Source organism: Micromonospora sp. BL1, assembly GCF_003667485.1.
Taxonomy (GTDB): Bacteria; Actinomycetota; Actinomycetes; order Mycobacteriales; family Micromonosporaceae; genus Micromonospora; species Micromonospora tulbaghiae.
Genome location: NZ_RCVK01000352.1, coordinates 49111 through 68465 on the forward strand (window position 1 = coordinate 49111; position 19355 = coordinate 68465).

The following is a 19355-nucleotide window of genomic DNA, read 5'->3' on the forward strand; positions in this document are numbered from 1 at the left end:
CAGATACTCACGCTCGTGGCAGGAGAAGACCATCCGGAGGGTGCTCGCCAGCCCAGCCGTCGAACGTGGGCGGGAATTCGAACGTTGCCGAGCCGAAGGAAACCTCCCCACCGCTGAACGTTGTCCTCACGAAAGAAGTGTTCCCCTTGAAGGTCGCCCCGGCGGAGAACACCCTGCCGCCACTGAACGTCGCCTCGTCGAAGAAGACTCCCCGGTCGACTGTCACACCGTCGAGGAACACCTGCCCTTCGCTGAACGTCGCTCCCACGAAGGACGCACCCTCACTGAACGTCGCCCCGCTGAAGGAAACCCACCCACCACTGAACGCCACCCGGATGAAGAATACTGGTCCACCGGTGAACGTTGCCTCGTCGAAAAACACCCGCCCGCCACTGAACCTGGCGTCGTCGAAGTAGACCGCCCCACCGCTGAACTTCGCCCCGTCGAAGAACACCTTCCCGGCAACGAACGTCGCTCCGACGAAAGACACTTCCCCACCACTGAACTTCGCCTCGGAGAAGTTCCCGCCGTCGAAGACCACGCCCGTGAAGTCGAAGTCGTAGCTGCACCATGACGTGGCATCGTCTTCGGCAAGACGTAGGTGTCTGCCGATGAGGCGCATAACCGTATGACGCACCTCCCGCTCCTCGCGAGCGGCCTGGGCCGTGTCCGCATCCATTGGCAACTGGTCGTCGGCCTGCGCCGGCGCTTCGTCCGAAGCCTCGGCGGGCGGGGTGTAGGGCATGCGGAGGTAGGCGCACAAGACATCGATGCAGGTCTGCCGCCCTTCACGCCAGTCATCGGCAAGTCCGGCCATGGCGTAAACACCCGCCAGGCGTACGGCCGCTTTCTCCGACCCGAGTTGCTCGGATGCGTTGGCGAAGCGTTCGTTGAACAGCCGGACACCGTTGCGGTCAGTCTCGATCTTTGCCCGTTCGTCGGCCGCCTCAGCGAGCGCCTTGGTGACTTCGGCACGAAGGTCAGCAGCATGCGCCAGTTGGTGCGCGAATTCCGCCAGCGCGTTCGTGTGCTCCGCTACCCGCTGCCGCCGGTAGGCAACCACCAATGCGGCAACACCGCCGATGCCCGCCACAACCGCGAAGACGAGCTTCAAGAGGTCGAACAGCGTCGCCGCGGTGACGGTTGCACCCCGCTCAAGGCCAGGCCAACCGGCGAAGCCGAGAGCCGTAACAATCAGACCCACGACTAGCAGCAACGCAGTCGCGACAGCCAAAGCGATTGACCGACGGATACCCCAGAGGCGCAGCTCTGGCACCCGGCCATCGCTGGCTGGAATCGAACCAACCGTTACACGAACCTCGGGCGGGGTTGAATCTTGCGACGCGGGCAAATCCACCCCCTCCTTCTAGCGCACCTCGTCCACATCAACGCTCAATAGGACGTCCACGAACATCGCACAGGCCGGCAGCAACGTCATCCGAGCGCGTCGCCGATCTTGTCGTTCATGGTGTCGTCTCCGCCGTCGATGCAGTTGGCGTAGACCCTGAGCAGGACGGCGACGCCGTGGCCCAGGCGCCGGGCGACCTCGGTCGGCGGGACGCCGGCATTCAGCCAGAGCGAGGCCGCCGCGTGCCGCAGGTCGTAGGGCCGGCGGACGAGCGGCGAGGCGACCTGCGATTCGGTCAAGGCGCCGCGCGGCGCGGCGCGGGGCGCGGCGCGGGGCGCGGCGCGGGGCGGAGGCCAGCCGCCCCGGCCGCCTTCGGCGCCGGGGCGGAGAGCCACCGACTGCCGCCGGACCGCCGCCCCGAGTCAGTTGATCCGGCCGGCGGCACAATCACGGCCAGGCGGTACGGAAGCCGAGCCAGTCGACCTCGTCGACGGTCAGGGCTTCCGACTGCCGCGCCAGTCCAACCCCAGGACTGGCTTGCCACCGATCCCTCTCCCGCAGCCGGCGACACCTCACCGCGGACCCCTCAGCCGACCGCTACACGCGCGGACTCCGCCGGGCCGGACACAGGCCCCGATCCCAGCGTTCACAGCCTCAGAGGAGCTCACAGCGGGCAAGATCGACCTGCCCACCATCTGCCCACAACCAGTCGTAGACGGCTGGACCCAGCCGGACTCGGCCAGACGAACGAGAACGGCCCCCGATCAGCATCTCTGCTGGTCAGGGGCCGCTTCTGCACCTGGTGGCGGGTAGAGGATTCGAACCTCTGTAGCTTTCGCGACGGATTTACAGTCCGCTCCCATTGGCCGCTCGGGCAACCCGCCAGGGCACACCACCGCGTCGCAACGCGGCGGCGGAAGCAAGGATAGCGGTTGCCCCCGGCACTGCCGCAACCGGGTACCGTCAGGAGGTCCCACGCTGGTCAGCGCGGGACGGACCAGGACAGACCGCCGGACAGCAGGAGCATGAGCATGGCAGCGAACCCGTCGTTCGACATCGTGAGCAAGGTCGACCGGCAGGAGGTCGACAACGCCGTCCGCCAGTCGGAGAAGGAGCTCTCGACGCGGTTCGACTTCCGCGGCACCGGCGCCGAGATCACCTGGTCGGGAGAGGAGGCGATCAGCCTCCAGGCGGAGACCGAGGAGCGGGTCCGAGCCGCGCTGGACGTCTTCAAGGAGAAGCTGGTCAAGCGGAACATCTCGCTGAAGTCGCTCGACGCAGGTGAGCCCCGTCAGTCGGGCAAGATCTTCAAGATCGATGCCAAGGTGGTGCAGGGCATCGACTCGGACAAGGCGAAGGCGATCAGCAAGAAGATCCGCGACGAGGGCCCGAAGGGCGTGCAGGCGCAAATCCAGGGCGACCAGCTCCGCGTCACCGGCAAGAAGAAGGACGACCTCCAGGCCGTCATCGCTCTGCTCAAGGGCGAGGACTTCGGGCTGGCGCTCCAGTTCACCAACTACCGGTAAGGCTCGACCGCCCGGGCAGGTCAGGGCATCGGTCACGCCATCTGGCCTCGCGGGTCTCGTCGCCACTGGTCGTCGTTCGTCACTACTGTGTGGCGACCGACGGCCGGGCGGCGACCCCGCACCACCCGCTCAGGTAACCATGAATAAAGCCGCCGCCCGGCACCACTTGATGAGCGCCCGCTGGCGGGGATGTTCCTTGACTCTCGACCCGGTCGATGGCCGACCCTTCCTGGATGACGCCTCAAGAGCCCGCCCAACGATCAGTCCCTCTCGCGATCGACCTGGAGATGCTGCGGCCGGTACTGCGCAGCGGCTGGGGAGCGGACACCTGCGACCCACACGATGTGCAGGATTGGCACGCCGGCAACCCGGCCCGTGGTCAATGCGGAGTGACCGCCTTGATCATCCAGGACCTGCTCGGCGGAGAGCTGATCCTGGGCGAGGTCCTCTCCGGAGACGCCAAGATCGGTTACCACTACTGGAATCGATTGGCCGACGGTCGCGAGGTCGACCTGACAGCTGACCAGTTCCAGCCGCCGGAAGTCGTCGTCGGGGGTCAGGTCCAGCCACGTCCGCCGGGCCCACCTCGGCGATGCCGCCGGCAGTACGAGATCCTGCGGCACCGCGTCTTCACAGCCCTCTACGGCGGCGAACCGACCCGGCCCACTCGACCGTGACGGCGACGTCGCGGCAGACCGCGGTCCAGCCACGGCCGGCGGGCCGGAACGCCACGGCCCTCTTCTGCCGTCAGGCAACTTCCTTGGGGTACGGGCCGGGCGTGCGGTCGGGTGGGAGCCATGACCCCCGCGATGCTCCTCCCCTATCGCCCGGTGTTCGGTCAACCGGTACTGCGCCGGTTGCTGCCCGGGCTCGCGACCTCCGCTCTCGGTGACGGGCTCGCCCTTGTTGCGGTGACCTGGCTGGCCCTGCAACTCGCACCCGACGGGCAGCGGGGCACCTGGACCGCGTTCGCGGTGGCGGCGTACACGCTGCCGGGTGCGGCCGGCACGGTGCTGCTCGGGCGGTGGCTGGGTGGACGGAGCGGGGCGCAGCTCGCCGGCTGGGACGCGACGGTGCGAGCCGCCGCGTTGGGGGCGATCCCCGTTGCCCACCTCGCCGGGGTGCTGGACGTCGGTCTGTACGTCGCCCTGCTCGCGGTGTCCTCGCTGCTGCACCCGTGGGGCTCGGCCGGCCGGTTCACGCTCGTGGCCGAGCTGCTGCCGCAGCGGCACCACCTGGCCGCGAACGCGCTGCTCGGGGTCTTCGGCCAGGCCGCGACGATCGTCGGCCCGCCGCTGGCCGGCCTGCTCATCGCCTGGGTGGGCGCGGTGTGGGTGATCGCCGTCGACGCCGCCAGCTTCGCCGTGCTGGCCGCGAGCTACCGCCTGGTCGTCCGCGATCGAAAAGCCGCGGCCGTCCGTGACCGAGCCGCCCCGGCCGGGGCGGGGCCGTCGCGTACGTCGGGATTTCGGATCATCGCGCGGGACCGGTCGCTGCTCGGCCTGCTGTCGCTGTCCTTCGCGTTCTTCTTCCTCTTCGGACCGTTCTACGTGGCCATGCCGGTGCACGTCACCGACGACCTGCGCGCCTCCGCCGGGACGCTCGCGGCCTACTACACCGCGTTCGGCGTCGGCTCGCTGCTCGGTGGACTGCTCACCGGCCACCTGCGCGGATGGCCGCTGCGGACCACGCTCGCCGGCATCGTCGCGCTGTTCGGCGCCGCGCTGCTCCCGCTCGGCCTGGGCGCGCCGGTCGTCCTGTCGCTGCCCGCGTTCGCGCTCGCCGGCCTGGTCTGGGCGCCCTACCAGCCGACCGCGACGGCGCTGTTCCAGCGCCGCGCCGGCACCGTGGACCTCCCCCGCGTGCTGGCGGCCAACGGGGCGCTCACCGTGCTGGCGGTACCGCTGGGCACGATGCTCGGCGGTCCGGCGACCGCACTGCTCGGGGCACGCCCCACGCTCCTGGCGTGCGCGGTGACGATCCTCGCGCTGGGTCTGGCCGCCGCGACGGCCGCCGCACGCCCGGGCCCCGCAGCGCGGAACACAGAGCGGACCGGGCCGGCGGGCCCGCACGACCCGCAGACGACAGACCAGCTCGGACCGCACGACCCGCCCGCCCGGGTGGACGTGCCGGACCGGGTACGACCCGGAGCGACCTGATCCGCCTGCAACCGCCGGAGCCGCATCGGGGTGTCGTGTGGTGAGAGCGGACACGGGAGGTGGCATGGACGGCCCCGAGGACTTCGACGCCTTCTACACGGCGACCGCGCGGCGGGTCGTGCACCACGTCTACGCGCTCTGCGGCGACCTGGCCGAGGCCCAGGACGTGACGCAGGAGGCGTACGCGCGGGCCTGGCAGCGCTGGTCGCGCGTCGGGGCGTACGAGGACCCGGAGGGCTGGGTCCGGACGGTGGCCTGGCGGTTGACCGCCAACCGGTGGCGCGGCCTGCGGCGCTGGTTTGCCGCGCGGGCCCGGTTGGGCCGGGAGGCTCCGGCGCCCGGGCCCAACCCGGACCGGGTGGCGTTGCTGGCGGCGTTGCGGCGACTGCCCGAGGCGCAGCGGCTGGTCGTCGTCCTGCACCACCTCCACGATCTGCTGGTGGCGGAGATCGCCCGGACCACCGGCATGCCCGAGGGGACTGTCAAGTCGTACCTGTCCCGGGGCCGTGCCGCGCTCGCCGTCCTACTGACTGACGACAAGGAGGAAGTCGATGTCGGCACGCATTGGTGAGGCTCTGCGGGAGTTGGAGCAGGACATGACCGGGCTGCGGCTCAGCCCGGCGGCCGAGGTGCGCGCACGGGGGCGCGCCAGGAGCCGGCGACGGGCCACGGTTCTGGCGGGGGTGGCCGCGGTGACTGTCACCGGCGGCGCCGCGACCATGGCGACGCTGTCCGGACCGGCGGCGCCGATGCCGGCCGCCGGCACCGCGGCCACCCCGTCCGCAGCGGCGTCGGTCGCGTGCCGGGCCGACCCTCCGGTACGCCTGGACGTCGTCTTCCGGCCGGGTGCCGGCACGCCGCAGATCGGGGAGGTCGACTACCGGATCGGGCAGGCGCGCGGGGACACGGGGCTGCGCTGCGGTGGCAGGACGGTCGCGGCCCGGCCGGACGGCGACGGCCGGGTGGTCCTGTCGGTGCTGCTGGCGCAGGGTGAGGACCCGGCGCCGATCCGGGCCGCCGTGGAGAAGCTGCCCGGCGTGGAGCGGGTGGTGACCGCGGGCGGGTGAGCGGTCAGGCGGCGAGCGTCTGCTCGGCGCGTACCGCTGTGGCCTCGGCCCGGGCGATCGGGCCGCCGGGCAGCGCGGCGACCGCGGCCCCGACGGCGACCGCCACCCCGGCGAAGACGAACGCCCACGAGACGCCGCCGGCGTGGTCGATGATCAGGCCCGCGATCGAGCCGCCGGCGGCGCTCGCCGCGACCGACATGGTCACCACCCAGGTGTACGCCTCGTTCAGCATGCCGGCCGGGGTGATCCGCCCGACGAGCGTGTTCTCCAGGGTGAGCGCGGGAGCGATCGCCGCTCCGCCGAGCACCAGCGCGACGCCGAGCGCGGCCGGGCCGGGCATCACCGCGAAGACGGCGAAGCTGGCCGCGACGGTGCCGAGCAGGAGAGCGAACTGGCGGGTCATGTTGGCGGCGGGTTTGCGTACGCCGAACCAGAAGCCACCGATGGCGCTGCCGATGCCCCAGACGGCGAGCAGCACGCCGGCCAGGCTCTCCGGGTCGTCGGCGCCGGAGTTCCCGGCGAAGGCCGGGACGATGACGCCGGAGGCGCCGAACGCGATGCCGAGGCTCGCCACGCAGAGCAGCAGCGCGGGGAAGCCGCCGAGCCGCAGCGGGCCGAGGCCCCGGGCGTGGTGCTCACGCGCGTGCGGGCGCCAGCCGCGCATGACCCGGCCGAGCGCGACGGTGCCGGTGCCGACCAGGGTGACCACAGCGGCGCCGACGAGCGCGGCGGCGGCGTCGGCGAACAGCACGAAGCCCGCCACCAGCAGCGGGCCGATCACGAACACGACCTCGAACAGCGTGGTCTCGGCGGCGAGCGCGGTGTTGCGCAGGTGTGCCCGGCCGGTGGCGGGGGCGGTGAGGTCGTTCCAGGCGCCCCGGATCGCGGCGGTGAGCGGCGGGTACGTGGCTCCGGCGACGCCCGCGCCCAGATAGATCAGCCCGAGGTTGCCGCTGTCGGAGCGGGTGGCGACGAGCAGCCCGATCAGGGCGAACGGGTGGGCGAGCGCGGTGACCAGCAGGACGCGGGCGGGACCGACCCGGTCGGCGATCCGGCCGGCGACCGGGCTGAGCGCGGCGCCGGAGAGCGCGTAGATGCCGCCGGCGACGGCGGCCAGGGAGTACCGGCCGGTGACCTGCTCGACGACGAGCAGCAGCGCCAGCGGGGTCATGCCGATCCCGAGCCGGCCGATGATGCCGAGGATCAGCAGCATGGGCGCGCCGGGGATCCGCCAGACGCCCTGGTACTGGCGCAGTGCGGCCACTGTGTGCACCTCCGGGAGTAACGAGTGAGTCAGCCTCCGACCCTAACGCCCCTGCTGACCGGGACGGTGGTCGAGTCGGTCACATCGGGCTCCAATGCGGGGCTGCCTTACCCGCCGGGAACGAGTAGGTTCGGTGATCGAACGGAGTCCATGCCTACGGCGGGTCGGCCGCCGCCGTGATCGGAGGTCGGATGAGCGGCATGGCTGTCGCGCCGCTACGGGTCGAGATCTACTCCCTGTACGGCGACGGCCGGCCCGCCGAGCCCGCGTCCGCCACCCTCCGGGGTTCGCTGCCGGTCCGCGCGGTGCAGCAGTGCCCACCGGTGGCTGCCGGTTCCGGTCTCGGGTGGTACGTCTACCCGCCCGCCGACGTGGCGCTGCGCTGGGACGGCCACGACACCGAGTGGAGTCTCCTCCAGGAGAACGAGCCGGCCGGCTGGCGGTCGCTGGCCGGCGGGTACGACGGCACGCTGCCGCAGGCACCGGCGCAGCTCGCGGACCTGCCGGAGCGGTTCCGGGACGGCCTGGACATCTTCGACCGCTACGGCGGCACCATGCCCTTCATCGACGCCGACCCGCGCGCCCCGCACACGATCGAGATGGTCACCGGGGTGGTGGCCCGCACCTCCCCCGGCTGGTGTCTGCTGGCGCGCGGGGTGCCGAACTGGCCGGCGCAGCGCGGGCTGCAGCTCTACGAGGGCGTGGTGGAGACCGACTGGTACACGTCGTTCCTGCCGACCATCCTGCGCCTGACCGAGCCGGGCCACGTGGTCCGGCTCTACCGGAACATCCCCCTGATGTGCCTCCAGCCGGTGCACCGGTCGACGCTCGCGGCGTCGCGGCAGGCCGAACTGGTCACCGGGCAGGGCATCGCCCAGTGGCCGGACGACCTGTGGGCGGACCTGGTGGCGCTGCGCCGCCGCCGGCAGGATCCGCAGATCCGCGGCAGCTACCGGCGGGAGCAGGTCCGCCGGCTACGCGAGCGGGCCGACTACGAGCCGGTCGGCGTCGAGGAAACGGACCCGTCGGATCGATGACCGACACCGCGACGCCTGTGCCCGGCTACCGGGCCCTGTTCCGGCATCCGGTCACGGCCCGGCTGCTCGTCGCCCGGGGCGTCTCCGAGCTGGGCGACTTCGTCGGGCTGGCGGCCCTGCTGCTGCTCGCGTACGACCAGACCGATTCGGTCCTCGGCCCGGCCGCCGTGTACGCCGCCCGCACGGTGCCCGCCCTGCTCGTCGCGACCGTGTTCAGCGGCTGGCTGGACGTACCGGCCCGGCGCACCATGCTGGTCGGGCTCTCGCTGGCGGGTGCGGTGCTCATCGCCGTACCGGCGGCGGCGCCCCGGCCGGTGCCGGCGATCGTGGCGGCCGGGCTGCTCGGCGCGGTCCGGGCGGCGTACGCGAGCGTGCACGTGGCGATCACGGCCGAGGCGGTGGAGGCGCCGCTGCGGCTGCCGCTGTTCGGGCTCTCCGCCTTCGCCAACCAGAGCGGCCAGGTCGTCGGCCTGCTCGCCGGGGCCGGGGTGACGGTGGCGCTCGGCCCCCGGGTGGCGCTCGTGATCGATCTGGTCTCGTTCCTGCTCGCGGCGGTGGTCCTCGCCGGCCTGCCGGTGCGGAGGCAGGAGCACCGGGGTCCACGGCCGCCCGCCACCGCGGGCATCCGGATCATCGCCGCCCATCCGGTGCTGCGGGGCGTGGCGCTGCTGACCCTGGCCACCGTCCTGTCCGGCGGGCTGCCGGAGACGCTCGCCCCGGATCTGGCCTCCGGCGGGTGGCGGCCGGTCGTGCTGGCGGCGTCGTCGTTCGGCGGGGCGGTTTTCGTGCTGGTGGTGGGGCGGCGGGGCTGGCTGGCCCGGGTGACCGGTCAGGTGGTCTCGGCGAGCGCGCTCGCCGCCGCGCTGCTGCTGGCCGGTCTGCTGGTGGCGCTCGACGCCCCGGCGTGGGCGCTCGCCGGGGCGAACGCGCTCGTCGGAGCGGGCGGCGGGTGGCTGATCGGGGCCCAGGCCACGTTCGCGCGGCTGGCGCCGCGGGAGCGGATGGGGCAGGTGGAGGCGACGATCGTGGCCGGCAACATCGTGCTCTCCGGCGTCGGGATCTTCCTGCTCGGCGGCGTGGCGGTGCTGCTCGGCCCGGCCGCCGCCTACCTGGCGGCGGGGGTGGTGCTGCTCGCCGTGGTGCTGGTCGCGCGGCCGGACCGGCTGTCCGAGCCGGCCGTGTCCTGACGCGGGCCGGCCGCCCGGGCCGGCCGGGCGCGGAAGGGCCGCAGACGCGACGCCGCCCGCGTCCGGGTGGACGCGGGCGGCGTTCGGGTCACGCGGGTCAGCGCTGGAACTGCACCGGCCCGGAGTTGCGGGCCATCTGCTCCAGGCGGGCCACCCGCTGCTCCATCGGCGGGTGGGTGGCGAACATCGCGGCGATGCCGCCGCCCCGCTTGAACGGGTTGTCGATCATCAGGTGGGCGGTGCTGGCGAGCTGGCCCTGCGGCGCCAGCGGGCGCGCCTGCGTACCCATGTGGATCTTGCGGAGGGCGCTGGCCAGGGCCAGCGGGTCGCGGCTCAGCTCGGCGCCGGACTGGTCGGCCTGGTACTCCCGGCTCCGGCTGATCGCGAGCTGGATCACCGTGGCGGCGATCGGGCCGAGGATCAGCGTGAGCAGCAGCACGGCCGGGTTCGGGCTGTCCTCGTCGTCCGAGGAGCCGAGCGGGATGAACCAGGCCAGGTTGGCCAGCATGGTGATGATGCCGGCCAGGCCGGCCGCCACGCTGGAGATCAGGATGTCCCGGTTGTAGACGTGGGACAGCTCGTGGCCGATCACGCCGCGCAGCTCCCGGTAGTCCAGGATCTCCACGATGCCCTGGGTGACGCAGACCGCCGCGTTCTCCGGGTTACGACCGGTGGCGAACGCGTTGGGCTGCGAGGTCGGGCTCACGTAGAGCCGGGGCATCGGCTTCCCGGCCAACGTGGAGAGCTCCCGCACCATCTGGTACAGCTCGGGGAACTGTGCCTCGCTGACCGGTTGCGCCTTCATCGAGCGCAGTGCGAGCTTGTCGGAGTAGAAGTAGGTGACGCCGTTCATCAGCAACGAGATGACGACGGCGATGACGAGACCGCCGCTACCGCCGAACCAGTAGCCGATCGCGAGGATCAGCGAGGTCAACAGGCCGAGCAGCGCTGCGGTCTTGAGACGGTTGTGATGCACGATCTCTCCTTCGGTGCACGGGCTCTTGCGGGAGGCCCGCTGACCGGTTCAACACACCGGTACCCGTCAACCATCCGGCTCATGGCTGAAAGTTGGCTGGATGTTGCTGTGCGCAGGCTGAAGCGGTCGCCCATCCGGGCAGGAACCGGTCAGCGCGACGCCACGTCCAGCACGAGCTGCGGTGCGAAACCGATCACTACCGCCGCGGCGGTGGCCACACCGAGCGCCAGCGCCACGGTCCGCGCGGGCCGGACCGCCGTTGCGCCGGCGGGTGTCGCGTAGAGCGAAGCGGTGACCCGCAGGTAGTAGGCCAGGCCGATCACCGCGTTCAGCGCCACCACGAGCGCCAGCCATCCCGCGTGCCCGGCCAGCAGCGCGCGTACCACTGTCACCTTGGCGAACAGCCCGGCCAGGCCCGGCGGCAGTCCGGCCAGCCCGATCAGCGCCAGCGCGAACGCGCCGCCCACCCAGGGGTGCCGCCGCGCCGCGCCGCGCAGGTCGGCGAGCGTGCCGCCGTCGCCGTCCGCCGGGCGCAACGCCACCACCGCGGCGAACGCGGCCAGCTCCAGCAGCACGAAGAAGATCGCGTACGCGACGGCTGCCGCGTACGCGCCCGCCCGCACGTCGCCGGTGCGGCCCGCGGTCAGCGCCAGCGCGCCCAGCGGCGCCAGGATGTACCCCGCCTGGGCCACCGACGACCAGGCGAGCAACCGCACGGTACGCCGCTGACGCAGCGCCACCAGGTTGCCGACGGTCATGGTCAGCACCGCCAGCGCCGCCAGCACCGGGCCGGTCATGTCTCCGGGCAGCGCGCGCTGCACCACCGCCAGCAGCGCCACCACGCCACCGAGCTTGGAGGCGGTCGACAGGTACGCGGCCACCGGCAGCGGCGCGCCGTCGTACGTGGCAGGGGCCCAGGCGTGGAACGGCACGGCGGCGACCTTGAACGCCAGCCCGGCCACCACCAGCGCCACCGCGACCCCGGTCAACGGCAGGCCGGTCAGGTCGTCGCGGGCGGCCAGTGTGGCGCCGAGCCGGTCCAGGTGCAGCGTGCCGGTGACCGCGTAGAGCAGCGCCGCGCCGAGCAGCGTCACAGTGGTGGCGACCACGCTCACCACGAAGAACGTCACCGCCGCCTCGGCGCCGGCGAGGCTGCCCCGGCGCAGGCCGACCAGCACGTACAGCGGCAGCGTCAGCGTCTCCAGCGCCACGATCAGCGTGATCAGGTCACCTGCGGCGCCGAGCACCACGCCGCCGGTCATCGCGCAGGCGAGCAGGAAGCAGTACTCGCCGACCGGGGTGCGCCCGGCGCGCAGCAGCGGGCCGGACAGCGCCAGCACGCCGAGCGTGAGCAGGGCGATCACGGCCCCGACCAGCGCCGCCCGGCCGTTCCACACCCAGGAGCAGTCGTCGCCGACGCAGAACGTGCGCCGGGTGCCGGCCGCGCCGACGAGCGCCGCACCCACGGCTGTGCCGGTCGCGCCCAGAGCCGCCACCGCCACCGTGGCGGCGGGACGCGCAACCAGCAGGTCGACCAGCAGCACCAGGACGGCGGTGCCGGCGGCCAGGTACGCAGGCAGCATCGCCAGGTTGTCGACGCTCTGCACCAGGCTCATGGGACGACCCCCAGCAGCGCCTCCACCGGACCGGAGGCGTACGACAGGACCAGCGCCGGGGCCAGGCCGACCGCGAGCGCGAGCAGCACCAGCGGCGCCCAGGCGGTCAGTTCCGCCCCCGCCAGCCCGGGTGCGAGCCCCGCCACCGCCGGGCTGGGCCGCCCGTGCGTGACCCGGCGCAGCAGCCGCAGGAAGTACGCGGCGGTGAGCGCCCCGCCCAGCGCGGCCAGCACGGCGAGCGTCAGCCAGAGCGGGCCGCCCCGCCGCACGGCGGCGACCACGGCGAACGCCTCGCCCCAGAACCCGGCCAGGCCGGGCAGTCCCAGCGAGGCCACGGCCGCGAAGCCGAGCAGCCCGGCCAGCCGGGGCGCGGTCTCCCGCAGCCCGGACAGCTCGGCCAGCGACCCGGTGTGGGCGCGGTCCTTGACCGCGCCGGCCAGGAAGAACAGCAGGGCGGTGATGACGCCGTGGGCGATGTTGCCGATCAGCGCGGCCTGGAGCCCGGTGGCGGTGAGCGTGGCGACCCCGAGCAGCACGAAGCCCATGTGCCCCACGCTGGAGTACGCGATCAGCCGCTTCAGGTCGTCCTGCGCCAGGCAGACCAGGCCACCGATCAGGATCGCGGCGACGGCGAGCACGCCGAGCACCGGCGCGGCCCAGCGGGCGCCCTCCGGGGCCACGCCCACCGCGACCCGGATCAGCCCGTAGGTGCCCATCTTGAGCAGCACCCCGGCGAGGATCACGCTGCCGACTGTGGGCGCCTGGGTGTGCGCGTCGGGCAGCCAGGAGTGCAGCGGCCAGAGCGGGCTCTTCACCGCGAACGCCAGCGCCAGCAGCGTGAACGCGGCGAGCTGGGTGCCCCGGGACAGCCCGGCGCCGCCGGTGAGCGTGACCAGGTCGGCGGTGCCCGCGGCGGCCACCACCACGTAGACGCCGACCAGCAGCAGCACCGAGCCGAACAGCGTGTACAGCGCGAACTTGCGGGCCGCCCGACGACGGTCCGCGCCGCCCCAGCCGGCTATGACCGCGTACATCGGCAGCAGGACGACCTCGAAGAACAGGAAGAACAACACCAGGTCGAGCGCGAGGAACGTGCCGAGGATGCCGACCTCGACCACCAGCAGCAGCGCCACGAGCGCCCGCCCGCTGCCGCCGCCGGGCGGCACCCGCCACAGCGTGTACGCGCAGCACAGCAGCGTGAGCAGCGCGGTCAGCACCACAAGCGGCCAGGAGATGCCGTCGACGCCGAGGTGGAAGCGCAGGTCGAGCCCGGGCACCCACTGCTGGTCGAGCTGGTGCCACGGCTGCACCGCCGGGCGTGGCCCGTACCCGAACCAGCCGTGGTCGCCGCCGACCAGCGGCAGCGCCGCCAGCAGCGTCACCGCGGCGGCGACGGTGCCGACCACCCGGCCGGCCCGGTCACCCGGCACGAGGGCGGTGGCCAGCGCGCCGAGCGCCGGCACCGCGACCACGGCGACCAGCAGGACCTGCCCGAACGTCATGAGGTCACTCCGATCAGCGCGACCGCGAGGCCGATCAGCAGCGCACCGGCCAGCACCCCGGCCGCCGCGCGCGGCAGCGCCGCCCGGTGCAGCGCGGCCAGGCCGCCGCCCACCTCGACCGCCGCCCGGCCGCTGCCCTCGACCAGCCCGTCCACGCCCAGTTCGTCACCGGTACGCACGACCCGCGCGAGCGCGCCCGCCGGGCGTACGACCAGGGTGTGCTGGACGTCGTCGAGCCGGAACGCCCGGGCGAAGACCGGCCGCAGCGGACCCAGGAAGCGGGCCGGGTCGGCAGCCGGGTCGCGGCGCCAGCCGGCCCAGGCGACGCCCGCCCCGGCGAGCAGCAGCAGGAACGGCAGGATCAGGTTCGGCGCGAGGTGCACCAGCTCGACCGCCTCGCCGCTGTCGTCGCCGGGCACCCGCAAGCGGTCGGCGAACCAGGGCGCGAACGCGGCCAGGCCGAGCAGCCCGGCCGGGACCGTGAGCAACAGCACCGGCCAGCGCAGCAGCGCGGGCGGGTCGTGCGGCCGCAGCAGCGGCGTGCGGGTCGAGCCGAGGAACGTGCGCAGCAGCAGGCGGGTCGCGTACCAGGCGGTCACCGCCACCCCGACCAGCCCGGCCAGCCAGACCAGCCAGCCCACCCAGGCCGCCGTCGGCCCGGCGCCGTCGAGCGCGGCCGCCTCGGCGGCCGCGAGCACGCCGTCCTTGCTCCAGAAACCCGAGAGCGGGGGTACGCCGGCCAGCGCGCCGAGGCCGACCACCATGCACCAGAACGTCACCGGCATGGCGGTACGCAGGCCGCCCATCCGGGACATCAGCGTGGTGCCGACGGCGTGGATCACCGCACCGGCAGCGAGGAACAGCAGCGCCTTGAACGCGGCGTGGGTGAGCAGGTGGAACAGCGCGGCAGCCGGTGCGCCGACCGCCAGCGCGCCGGTCATGTAGCCGATCTGGGACACGGTCGACCAGGCCAGCACGCGCTTGATGTCGTCCTGGGCGGTGGCGGCGAACGCGCCGAGCAGCATGGTGATCGCGGCCATCACGCCCAGCACGGCGAGCGCGGCCGGTGCGCGCTCGAACAGCGGGAACAGCCGGGCCACCGCGTACACCCCGGCGGCGACCATCGTGGCGGCGTGGATCAGCGCGGACACCGGCGTGGGACCGGCCATCGCGTCGGGCAGCCAGGTGTGCAGCGGGAACTGGGCGCTCTTGCCGGCCACCCCGGCGAGCAGCAGCAGGCAGGCGGCGGTGAGCGTGCCGGTGCCGTAGTCGTGCGCCAGCACGTCGGCGATCCGGAAGCTGCCCGCGCCCACGCCCAGCAGCGCGATGCCGAGCAGGAAGCCGACGTCACCCACACGGGTGACCAGGAACGCCTTGACCGCCGCGCCGGGCGCCTCGGGCAGCCGCCGGTCGTGGGCGATGAGCAGGTACGAGCAGATGCCCATCACCTCCCAGCCGACCAGCAGCATGATCAGGTCGCCGGACACCACCACAGTGAGCATGGCGGCGGTGAAGAGGCTGAGCTGGGCCGCGTACGGCGGGTAGCGGTGGTCGACGTCCACGTCGTCGTGCGGGCCCCGGCGCAGGTAGCCGATCGAGTACACCTGGACGGCCAGCGCCACAGCGGCCACAGCGGTGGCGACGAGCACCGCCACGCCGTCCAGCCGCAGGCCCAGCGTGACCCGCAGCCCGCCCAGGTCGACCCAGGTGGTGGACGCCTCGACCGGGGCGTCCACGCGGACCAGCAGCGCCAGCGCGGCCAGCAGCGACACGGCCGCCCCGGTCACGCCCAGCGCGACCGCCGACCGCCGGGCCGACGCCCGGTCCTGGCGCGGGGCGGGCGGCAGCAGCAGGCCGAGCAGCCCGGCGACCAGCGGCGCGGCCGGCAGCACCGCCGCGAGCCACAGCGTCGGCGTGCTCACCGGACCGCTCCTTCCGCATCCGGCCGCCCGGGCGTCGGGCCCGCCGCCACCGCCGGCGCCGGCTCGGCCAGCGGCACGTCGTCGACCGTGACGCTGGCGCGCAGCCGGTAGAGCTGGAGCACGATGGCGAGCCCGACACCGATCTCGGCGGCGGCCAGCACGATCACGAACAGCGCGAACACCTGCCCGGAGTGCGGCAGCACGGCCTTGACGGTGGTGTCGGCGGTGACCAGCACCAGGTTCACCGCGTTGAGCATCAGCTCCACCGCCATCAGCACCAGGACGGCGTTGCGGCGGCGCAGCACGCCGTACACGCCGAGGCCGAACAGCAGCGCGGCGGTGACGTACGGGATGACCGGCCTCACGGGCGCCCGCCCTCGTCGGCGGGTTGCGCGGCGCCGACCGGGGCGTCCCCGCCGGTCCGGTCGCCGTCGGCCGGGCCGGGTGCCTTGGGGCGGCCGATGTCGGGGCGGGACAGCACGATCGCGCCGACCAGCGCGGCCAGCAGCAGCACCGACAGCACCTCGAACGGCAGCACCCAGGAACGGAAGATCTGCTCGCCGAGGCGCTCGGCAGTGCCCGCGGCGGGCAGGTCCACCCGCGACCAGCGGAACGCGTCGATCAGCAGCACCGCCAGGCCGATGCCGCTGCCGCCACCGACGAGCGCGGCGGCCCAGCCCGGCCGGTCCAGGTCGTCCGACGGGCCGATCGGCGCGCGCGTCAGCATCACCGCGAACAACAGCAGCACCACCACCGCGCCCACGTAGATGAGCACCTGCACCCAGGCCACCAGCTCGGCGGTCAGCACCAGGTAGTCACCCGCGAGCGCGCCCAGGCACACCACCAGCCACAGCCCGGCCCGGACCAGGTGACGGGTGGCGACCACCAGCGCACCCGCGCCCACCGCCACCGCGCCCAGCGCCAGCAGCAGGACGTCCGCACCGGTCATGAGGCAGAGCCTCCGCCCGGATCGGTGGGGGCGTCGGGGCGTACCCGGGAAGGAGCCGGACGGGCCGACGGACCCGCCGCCTTCCGCGCGGCGGTGGTCTCCTCCTTGGAGGGGTCGCCGAGCGGGTCGTGGGCCGGCGGCGGCGGCACGGTGGCCATCCACTCCCCGAGGTGGTCCTTGTCGTGCAGCAGGTTCTTGATGTCGTACTCGGCGTACTCGAACTCGGGCGACCAGTAGAGCGCGTCGAACGGGCAGACCTCGACGCAGATGCCGCAGTACATGCAGAGCGAGAAGTCGATGTCGAACTTGTCGAGCACGTTGCGCTGGCGGGGGCGGGCGGCGCCGGGCACCGCCACCTCCTCCTTGTGCGAGTCGATGTAGATGCACCAGTCCGGACACTCGCGGGCGCAGAGCATGCAGACCGTGCAGTTCTCCTCCAGCAGCGCGATCACGCCGCGGGAGCGGGGTGGCAGCTCCGGCTCGACGTCCGGGTACTGCTGGGTGGTCGAGCGGCGGGTCATCGTCTTCAACGTGACCGCCAGGCCCTTCACCAGGCCCCCGCCGGGCACTCCACCGTGCTCGCTCATGCCGCCCATCCTGCCCTGTGCCCCGGGCGCGCGCGACCACCACCCGGCCTTTCGCGGCGGTATCGTGAGCGCGGGGAGAACGACGCGCCGGGAAGGACCTGTCGATGACCGCCGCGCTGGAGAGCGACCACCCGCCGGAGGGCGGGTGGACGACAGACGATCTGGACGCGCTGCCGGAGGACGGTCGCCGCCGCGAACTGCTCGATGGAGTGCTGCTCATGTCCCCCTCCCCCACCCGGATCCACCAGAGCATCGCGGCCCTGCTCATGGTCGCGCTCGACGAGGACTGCCCCGACGGGTACGACGTGACCCAGGGTGTGGAGGTGCGCATCAACCGCACCCGCTCCTTCATCCCGGACGTGCTGATCACCACCGCAACCGCCGCCGCGCGCGAGCCGTCCCGGTACGAGCCGCACGAGGTGGTGCTCGCCGTGGAGATCGTTTCGCCCAGCACCCGGTCCATCGACCGCGTCCTCAAGCCAGCGCTCTACGCGCAGGCCGGGATCCCGTTCCACTGGCGTATCGAGATCGAGGACGAGGGCCTCGTGGTCTACACCTACAAGATCGATCCGGTGCACGAGGTCTACACGGAGACCGGCCGGTGGACGAAGTTCGTCGACACCGGCGAGCCGTTCCCGGTGAACCTGCCGATCAGCCGGATCACGCCTCGCCGGGTGTGAGCGGGGGCAACATCTCCACGCCGAGCTGCTGGAGCACCTGGAACAGCTCGTTGACGCTCCACACGTCCACGATCCGCCCGTCGTCGTCGAAGCGCAGGAACGTGGCCCCGGAGTAGCTGACCACGCGGCCGGTCGGCGGCACCGGGCCGAACTGGCCGGCCTGGGTGCCGGCGGCCCGCCAGCGCACCGCCACCCGGGCGCCGGTCGCCACCACCTCGACGATCTTGTAGCGCAGGTCCGGGAACGACGCCCGCCGGTCCCGGTGCCAGGCCAGCACCGCCGCCGGGCCGGTGCCGCCGAGCCCCGGGCAGTCCGCCGCCACCAGCTCGTACGCGCTCTCCTCGCGCCCCGCGTTCCACACGTCGGCGACGAAACGCCGGGCTGCCGCCTCCACATCGGTCACGGCGGCAGCCTATGCCCCTCCCCGGCGCGCTCGCCCTGCCGGTCTCCGGCGCGGTGGCCCCGCCTCTCTCCGGCGCAGTCGCCCTGCCGGGAGCGGCCGGAGCGACCATGATGGGAGCGAAAAGCGAACTCGGAGGTGGGTGTGGGCAGCGACGACGAGGTCCTGGACCGGACCGGCGGCAAGTACGTGGAGCCGGGTGGCGAGTTCACCCGCGACCAGCGCTACATCGCCACCCGGATCACGGCGGACGGGAGCAACGGCTGGCCGGTGGAGCCGGGCCGCTACCGGCTGGCGGTGAGCCGGGCCTGCCCGTGGGCCAACCGGCTGATCATCATCCGGCGCCTGCTCGGGCTGGAGGACGCCATCTCGATGGCCGTGGCCGGGCCCACCCACGACAAGCGGAGCTGGACGTTCGACCTGGACCCGGACGGCAAGGACCCGGTGCTGGGCATCGAGCGGCTGGCCGACGCGTACTTCGCCCGCTTCCCCGGCTACGAGCGCGGCATCACCGTGCCGGCGCTCGTCGACGTGCCCACCGGGCAGGTGGTGACGAACGACTACGCCCAGATGAGCCTCGACCTGTCGACCGAGTGGACCGCGTACCACCGGCCGGGCGCGCCGGACCTCTACCCGGAACCGCTGCGCGGCGAGATCGACGAGGTCAACGAGGTCGTCTTCGCTGATGTCAACAACGGCGTGTACCGGTGCGGCTTCGCCGGCAGCCAGGAGGCGTACGACAAGGCGTACCACCGGCTGTTCGACCGGCTGGACTGGCTGAGCGAGCGGCTGGCCGGTCAGCGGTACCTGGTCGGCGACACGATCACCGAGGCGGACGTACGGCTGTTCACCACGCTCGTCCGCTTCGACCCGGTCTACCACGGGCACTTCAAGTGCAACCGGCAGAAGCTCAGCGAGATGCCGGTGCTGTGGGCGTACGCCCGGGACCTGTTCACCACGCCCGGGCTCGGCGACACAATCGACTTCGTCCACATCAAGCGGCACTACTACGAGGTCCACCGGGACATCAACCCGACCGGCATCGTGCCGCTCGGCCCGGACCTGAGCAACTGGTTGACGCCGCACGGACGGGAGGAACTGGGCGGCCGCCCCTTCGGCGACGGCACCCCACCCC

19 protein-coding genes, 1 tRNA gene and 1 pseudogene are annotated in these 19355 nt (G+C 73.1%); 9 read left to right on the forward strand and 12 right to left on the reverse strand.

All coding sequences use genetic code 11. The annotated features are described in order from the left end of the window. Positions 1–7 precede the first annotated feature (7 nt). From EAD96_RS26850 to EAD96_RS26860, 3 genes and pseudogenes are all read right to left on the reverse strand, one after another. The gene (locus EAD96_RS26850; RefSeq protein WP_233586184.1) at positions 8–1357 is read right to left on the reverse strand and encodes a hypothetical protein; all 1350 of its coding nucleotides are present in this window, start codon (positions 1355–1357) and stop codon (positions 8–10) included. Between the two features lie 77 nt (positions 1358–1434). After that, positions 1435–1650 (reverse strand): annotated as a pseudogene (locus EAD96_RS26855) (site-specific integrase); the annotation flags it as partial. Between the two features lie 498 nt (positions 1651–2148). Continuing rightward, positions 2149–2232: transfer RNA gene (locus tag EAD96_RS26860), tRNA-Tyr, on the reverse strand. Between the two features lie 147 nt (positions 2233–2379). On the opposite strand from EAD96_RS26860, the gene EAD96_RS26865 reads away from it, so the two are divergent. The 5 genes from EAD96_RS26865 to EAD96_RS26885 all read left to right on the forward strand — a co-directional run bounded on the left by EAD96_RS26865 (position 2380) and on the right by EAD96_RS26885 (position 6100). Next, a complete protein-coding gene (locus tag EAD96_RS26865; protein WP_121686212.1) occupies positions 2380–2874 on the forward strand; it encodes a YajQ family cyclic di-GMP-binding protein in 495 nt (164 codons plus the stop codon). Positions 2875–3107: 233 nt separating this feature from the next. Continuing rightward, positions 3108–3551: a hypothetical protein gene (locus EAD96_RS26870; protein ID WP_121686213.1), complete on the forward strand. Its 444-nt coding sequence runs from the start codon at positions 3108–3110 to the stop codon at positions 3549–3551. A 120-nt stretch (positions 3552–3671) separates the two neighbouring features. Continuing rightward, positions 3672–5033 (forward strand): MFS transporter, encoded by a 1362-nt coding sequence (locus EAD96_RS26875; protein WP_121686193.1) that lies wholly within the window; start codon positions 3672–3674, stop codon positions 5031–5033. Between the two features lie 64 nt (positions 5034–5097). Next, positions 5098–5604, forward strand: a complete 507-nt coding sequence (locus tag EAD96_RS26880; protein ID WP_121686194.1) for a SigE family RNA polymerase sigma factor — start codon at positions 5098–5100, stop codon at positions 5602–5604. Continuing rightward, the gene (locus EAD96_RS26885; protein ID WP_121686195.1) at positions 5585–6100 is read left to right on the forward strand and encodes a hypothetical protein; all 516 of its coding nucleotides are present in this window, start codon (positions 5585–5587) and stop codon (positions 6098–6100) included. The genes EAD96_RS26880 and EAD96_RS26885 overlap by 20 nt, the downstream gene beginning before the upstream one ends. 4 nt (positions 6101–6104) lie before the next feature. Here the strand turns inward: EAD96_RS26885 and EAD96_RS26890 are convergent, their stop codons facing one another. Further along, positions 6105–7364: an MFS transporter gene (locus EAD96_RS26890; RefSeq protein WP_121686196.1), complete on the reverse strand. Its 1260-nt coding sequence runs from the start codon at positions 7362–7364 to the stop codon at positions 6105–6107. A gap of 191 nt (positions 7365–7555) precedes the next feature. On the opposite strand from EAD96_RS26890, the gene EAD96_RS26895 reads away from it, so the two are divergent. Beyond that, positions 7556–8401: a DUF6065 family protein gene (locus EAD96_RS26895; RefSeq protein ID WP_121686197.1), complete on the forward strand. Its 846-nt coding sequence runs from the start codon at positions 7556–7558 to the stop codon at positions 8399–8401. Beyond that, a complete protein-coding gene (locus tag EAD96_RS26900; RefSeq protein ID WP_121686198.1) occupies positions 8398–9588 on the forward strand; it encodes an MFS transporter in 1191 nt (396 codons plus the stop codon). The genes EAD96_RS26895 and EAD96_RS26900 overlap by 4 nt, the downstream gene beginning before the upstream one ends. 97 nt (positions 9589–9685) lie before the next feature. Here the strand turns inward: EAD96_RS26900 and htpX are convergent, their stop codons facing one another. The 7 genes from htpX to EAD96_RS26935 form a co-directional block, all read right to left on the reverse strand. Next, complete coding sequence (htpX, locus tag EAD96_RS26905; RefSeq protein WP_121686199.1) at positions 9686–10564, reverse strand: zinc metalloprotease HtpX; 879 nt, start codon at positions 10562–10564, stop codon at positions 9686–9688. Between the two features lie 149 nt (positions 10565–10713). After that, the gene (locus EAD96_RS26910) at positions 10714–12180 is read right to left on the reverse strand and encodes an NADH-quinone oxidoreductase subunit N (protein ID WP_121686200.1); all 1467 of its coding nucleotides are present in this window, start codon (positions 12178–12180) and stop codon (positions 10714–10716) included. Then, positions 12177–13682 carry a NuoM family protein gene (locus tag EAD96_RS26915; RefSeq protein WP_121686201.1) on the reverse strand — a complete coding sequence of 502 codons (1506 nt, stop codon included), beginning with the start codon at positions 13680–13682 and terminating at the stop codon, positions 12177–12179. Before EAD96_RS26915 ends, EAD96_RS26910 begins: the two co-directional genes overlap by 4 nt. Beyond that, positions 13679–15604, reverse strand: a complete 1926-nt coding sequence (locus tag EAD96_RS26920; RefSeq protein WP_121686202.1) for an NADH-quinone oxidoreductase subunit L — start codon at positions 15602–15604, stop codon at positions 13679–13681. Before EAD96_RS26920 ends, EAD96_RS26915 begins: the two co-directional genes overlap by 4 nt. After that, positions 15601–15969 (reverse strand): NADH-quinone oxidoreductase subunit NuoK, encoded by a 369-nt coding sequence (gene nuoK, locus EAD96_RS26925; protein WP_120573062.1) that lies wholly within the window; start codon positions 15967–15969, stop codon positions 15601–15603. The genes EAD96_RS26920 and nuoK overlap by 4 nt, the downstream gene beginning before the upstream one ends. Continuing rightward, positions 15966–16553 carry an NADH-quinone oxidoreductase subunit J gene (locus EAD96_RS26930; RefSeq protein WP_121686203.1) on the reverse strand — a complete coding sequence of 196 codons (588 nt, stop codon included), beginning with the start codon at positions 16551–16553 and terminating at the stop codon, positions 15966–15968. The genes nuoK and EAD96_RS26930 overlap by 4 nt, the downstream gene beginning before the upstream one ends. Then, the gene (locus EAD96_RS26935; protein ID WP_121686204.1) at positions 16550–17140 is read right to left on the reverse strand and encodes an NADH-quinone oxidoreductase subunit I; all 591 of its coding nucleotides are present in this window, start codon (positions 17138–17140) and stop codon (positions 16550–16552) included. The genes EAD96_RS26930 and EAD96_RS26935 overlap by 4 nt, the downstream gene beginning before the upstream one ends. 104 nt (positions 17141–17244) lie before the next feature. Here EAD96_RS26935 and EAD96_RS26940 point away from each other — a divergent pair, with 104 nt between their 5' ends. Further along, on the forward strand, positions 17245–17820 hold the full coding sequence (locus EAD96_RS26940; RefSeq protein ID WP_121686205.1) for a Uma2 family endonuclease: 576 nt from the start codon (positions 17245–17247) through the stop codon (positions 17818–17820). On the opposite strand, the gene EAD96_RS26945 is transcribed toward EAD96_RS26940, so the two are convergent. After that, positions 17801–18223: an ester cyclase gene (locus tag EAD96_RS26945; protein WP_121686206.1), complete on the reverse strand. Its 423-nt coding sequence runs from the start codon at positions 18221–18223 to the stop codon at positions 17801–17803. The genes EAD96_RS26940 and EAD96_RS26945 overlap by 20 nt on opposite strands. A gap of 141 nt (positions 18224–18364) precedes the next feature. Between EAD96_RS26945 and EAD96_RS26950 the strand changes: the two genes are divergently transcribed. After that, on the forward strand, positions 18365–19355 hold a 991-nt coding region (locus EAD96_RS26950; RefSeq protein WP_121686207.1), incomplete at its 3' end, for a glutathione S-transferase family protein.